The following is a 3,174-nucleotide window of genomic DNA, read 5'->3' on the forward strand; positions in this document are numbered from 1 at the left end:
GTTCACGAGGCGAGTCACCGACCGATCATCCCATGTCAGATCTCAAACGCGGTCTGAGAGCCTCCTCGTGTTCGGGCTTCAGCGTGATGGGAGCCTCCGCGTATTCCAGGAGGACGAGCGAGATGATCAGTAGGTCTCGCGGCAGGCCACGCAGTACCGGACTCCCGGCCGAGGAGTATGTGCCGTACAGACCCTGCACGAAAGCCCGAAACGTCGGCAGCTCGATGTCACAGCTGCCCTCAGGTGTCGGGGTCAGACCGGTTGGTAGCTCCAGGAACTCGGCCGCACCCCGCGCAAGGGAGAGGTAGAGCAGTCCGGTGTGGTGGCCCGCGTCCCACAGAACATCTCCGCCCACTTCGTAGGGGTAACTCACTCTGCGGCCTCCACACTCCGAGGGGAACTCTGGGCGCGCTGCCTTGAGTTCCCGCGACCGTACAGCCGAAGCGGCACCGCTCCTCCCCACCTACCCACGCTTCCATGGCCCCCCCGCACAATCCTTCTGACACGTGAGTCGCGCGGTGGTCGGAACTCGTCCGAAACGATCAAGGCCCAGGCATCCGGTGTCACACCGGTTGACCTGGGCCTCGTTCATGTCCTGGACCTGGTGGGCGCGGACGGTTTCGAACCGCCGACATCCGCCTTGTAAGGGCGGCGCGGTCGCTGGCGGGGTCGGCGCAGGTCCATTGCGCCGTCCGGGCTGCCCAGGTCATCCGCGCATTCCGACCGCGGCGACCCGCCAGTGACCGTAGTTGACCGCACGATGTGGCACGCATGTGGCACGGAGCTGGTACGCCCTGGCTGAGCTACCGGCGCCCCTGCTAATGGCTGATCGGGATCTCGTAGACGATCTCGCAGTGAGCGACAGGCACCACGATGTCCGCAGTCTCGACGGGCCGTCCCTGATCGCTGTAGTACGTCCGCCGGATGTGCGTAACGAGGGCGGCCTTCTGAATACCGAGCAGCGAGGCTTCCTCGGCGGTCGCCTGCCGGGGCTCGGGCTGCTCCACGGCATGGCTCACGGTGATGCCGATAGCGGCCATGCGGTTCACGACGCCTGCTCCTGCGTGCGGCCCTCCCTCGGGAAGAACGATGAGTGTCCCCGCGGTGAGGTCGTACGGCTCCCAGCTCGTCGAGAGCTGCACCGGCCTACCGTCGGCGAGGAACTCGTACGACGTCCGGACGCACAAGGCACCCTCGTCGACACCCAACCGTGCCGCAACGTCCGCTGAGGCTGGCACCTTGGCATCGGTCCGACTCTCCCAATCACCCAGCTTGCCGACGGCTTTCATGTCCGCACGGAACGGCGATCCAGTGGGCTGCTCGCGCGCTGAGGACCGAACGATCCGAACACGCTGCTGAGGCTCGGCGACGTAGGTACCTGATCCGGCCCGGCCTTCCAGCAGCCCCTGGGAGATCAGCAACTCCTGTGCCCGACGAATCACGTTCTCGCCTACGCCGAGCTCTTGGCCGATCTGGGCGCGGGAAGGGAGCCGGTCACCTGGCTCCCACACATGCTCCGTGATTCGTCGCCGGAGCTCATCGGCGACGCGGAGGTAGGGCGGTTGCTCAGGCATGTGGAAAATCTAGTCCACTAGCTCTAATCTAGTTAACTAGCTTCACGCAAAGTGATCGCTGGTTAACGGAGGCTGCCCTGTGCCCGCTTCGGGAGTTCGCGCGGCGGCCATCGCTGCCCAGCTGTCTGCCGTCGGACTCCCTGCGCGCGTGGAGGAACACGCCGAGTTCACGGCGGTCGAAGCGGAGGTGCCGGAAGAGCTCTCCGCCGAGTCGTGGAGGGAGGCCCTGGAGGTGGTGGCCGAGGCCGATCGGTTCGGCCTCCTCGCCACGAGCCTCGGAGACCGCACTCTCTGGGCGGTCTTACGCAAAACGGCCCCGCGACAGACGACGTCGCAGGACCGAGCCGTCAGCGACAGGAGCTGATTCAGCGTGCTCAACCGCATTCGCCGTGCTGCCACGTTCACCAAGGGGCGGCACGCATCCAAGGGCAGGCATCGCCGCCCTTTAACGCCCTCCCGGCCGTCGACCGCTCCCACTTCTGTCGCGCTCACCGACGAGCCGACGGTCATCTTGGCTCGGGCCTCCGACTTGGCGGGGCATCGCTACGTGCTGGCAGGCGACGAGAACGCGCTCGTCCGCCCGTACATGCTGGCTTGGGAGAAGCAGACTCGACACCGTCGAGCAGTTCCCCATGCTTCCTACCTGCCGGCCGAAGCGCGAGCCGCGTTCGTGGGGGTCGTCTGATGTTGCCTCAACAGCTGCCCCCCAGCTCGAATGCTTCCTACCGCTCGATCGCTTGCCGCATCGGCACGCACCATGCGTGCGCTGAGTCCTCTCCAGCCTCGGCTCCGATCGATGTACCAGTGATCTATGAAGCCTGCGACTGTCTGTGTCACCCCGTGCCCGACTGCATTACACCCGAAGAAGGTGAACTGCTGAGGGACTGGACGCCTGGCAGCGCACCCGCGTTCAACTTCGACGTCACTGGAGGACAGACGCGGTGATGACGGAGAAGAGTGAACTACGGCTGCTTCCGTGGGCGGGGCCGGAGGGTAAGCCGTGCTACCTGAGCACCAGCGATGCTGACGGCTTCATGTCCCGTTTGGCGGATCGCATTGAGGCGGATCAACTTGACTCGGCGTCTGAACTTCTGAAGCACGCACTTCAAGTACTTGATCGCCAGCCGGGAGACTTCGATGAACTGCCTCTCCTTGTTGCCCAGCTGGCTGGGGCGCTGGAGGACGTGTTGCGTGTGGCTACCAGCCGCGGGAGCCGACTAGTGACGCCAGAGAATCATTGAAGGGAAGGGGTACGTCTGACCGTTGAGAGTGACTCACGGTTGGATTGTGTCGATCACCGCGGGGAGCCCCGAACATCGTTCGGGGCTCCCCGCGGTGATCGACGGTAACCGGATGCAATAGCTGGCCGATCGCACGCCTGGCTTCTCGCGGCGAAAGTGGGTTCGGCCTGACCGCCGGGTCAAAGCATGGCGAGGGGGCAGCGTCGCCTGGGTGGTGTGGTTCTTGTGGGAGGAGGTCAGGGTCGGCGCAGTCGATTGGTTGCGGTTCGGGTCGTTTGTGTGGTGGGTGGCGGGGAGCCGGTTTATGGTCGGTTCGGGGTTTGCTGGCGTGGGCCGTTCGGGGGCCGGGGTGTTTGGCG

General features: G+C 65.2%; 3 protein-coding genes and 1 pseudogene. 2 read left to right on the top strand and 2 right to left on the bottom strand.

Annotated elements, in window-relative coordinates; all coding sequences use genetic code 11:
* Nucleotides 1-25 precede the first annotated feature (25 nt).
* Both ACLVWQ_RS35585 and ACLVWQ_RS35590 read right to left on the bottom strand, forming a co-directional pair.
* Nucleotides 26-373, bottom strand: a complete 348-nt coding sequence (locus ACLVWQ_RS35585; RefSeq protein WP_414113400.1) for a DUF6086 family protein — start codon at nucleotides 371-373, stop codon at nucleotides 26-28.
* A gap of 445 nt (nucleotides 374-818) precedes the next feature.
* A complete protein-coding gene (locus ACLVWQ_RS35590; protein ID WP_414113401.1) occupies nucleotides 819-1,574 on the bottom strand; it encodes a GntR family transcriptional regulator in 756 nt (251 codons plus the stop codon).
* A gap of 79 nt (nucleotides 1,575-1,653) precedes the next feature.
* Between ACLVWQ_RS35590 and ACLVWQ_RS35595 the strand changes: the two are divergent.
* Both ACLVWQ_RS35595 and ACLVWQ_RS35600 read left to right on the top strand, forming a co-directional pair.
* Nucleotides 1,654-1,928 (top strand): annotated as a pseudogene (locus ACLVWQ_RS35595) (hypothetical protein); the annotation flags it as partial.
* Between the two features lie 16 nt (nucleotides 1,929-1,944).
* A complete protein-coding gene (locus tag ACLVWQ_RS35600; RefSeq protein WP_414113402.1) occupies nucleotides 1,945-2,259 on the top strand; it encodes a hypothetical protein in 315 nt (104 codons plus the stop codon).
* Nucleotides 2,260-3,174: the final 915 nt, after the last annotated feature.

The sequence above is a fragment of the Streptomyces sp. CWNU-52B genome (assembly GCF_047444975.1).
Lineage (GTDB): Bacteria > Actinomycetota > Actinomycetes > Streptomycetales > Streptomycetaceae > Streptomyces.